The 815-nt window shown below is 51.4% G+C and carries 1 rRNA gene; it reads left to right on the forward strand.

Annotation, left to right across the window (positions count from 1 at the left end):
* Positions 1–815, forward strand: a 23S ribosomal RNA gene (locus ACLEJW_RS23195); the annotation flags it as partial.

Here is an 815-nt window from a genome sequence, read left to right on the forward strand (position 1 = left end):
TCAATGAAATCGAGTAGGACGGAGCACGAGAAACTTTGTCTGAACATGGGGGGACCATCCTCCAAGGCTAAATACTACTGACTGACCGATAGTGAACCAGTACCGTGAGGGAAAGGCGAAAAGAACCCCGGAGAGGGGAGTGAAATAGAACCTGAAACCGTATGCGTACAAGCAGTGGGAGCCTACTTTGTTAGGTGACTGCGTACCTTTTGTATAATGGGTCAGCGACTTATATTCAGTGGCGAGCTTAACCGAATAGGGGAGGCGTAGCGAAAGCGAGTCTTAATAGGGCGTTTAGTCGCTGGGTATAGACCCGAAACCGGGCGATCTATCCATGGGCAGGTTGAAGGTTAGGTAACACTGACTGGAGGACCGAACCGACTACCGTTGAAAAGTTAGCGGATGACCTGTGGATCGGAGTGAAAGGCTAATCAAGCTCGGAGATAGCTGGTTCTCCTCGAAAGCTATTTAGGTAGCGCCTCATGTATCACTGTAGGGGGTAGAGCACTGTTTCGGCTAGGGGGTCATCCCGACTTACCAAACCGATGCAAACTCCGAATACCTACAAGTGCCGAGCATGGGAGACACACGGCGGGTGCTAACGTCCGTCGTGAAAAGGGAAACAACCCAGACCGTCAGCTAAGGTCCCAAAGTCATGGTTAAGTGGGAAACGATGTGGGAAGGCTTAGACAGCTAGGAGGTTGGCTTAGAAGCAGCCACCCTTTAAAGAAAGCGTAATAGCTCACTAGTCGAGTCGGCCTGCGCGGAAGATGTAACGGGGCTCAAACCATGCACCGAAGCTACGGGTATCACCA

Origin of the sequence: Pseudomonas sp. SMSB3 (assembly GCF_052041965.1) — a bacterium.
Taxonomy (GTDB): Bacteria; Pseudomonadota; Gammaproteobacteria; order Pseudomonadales; family Pseudomonadaceae; genus Aquipseudomonas.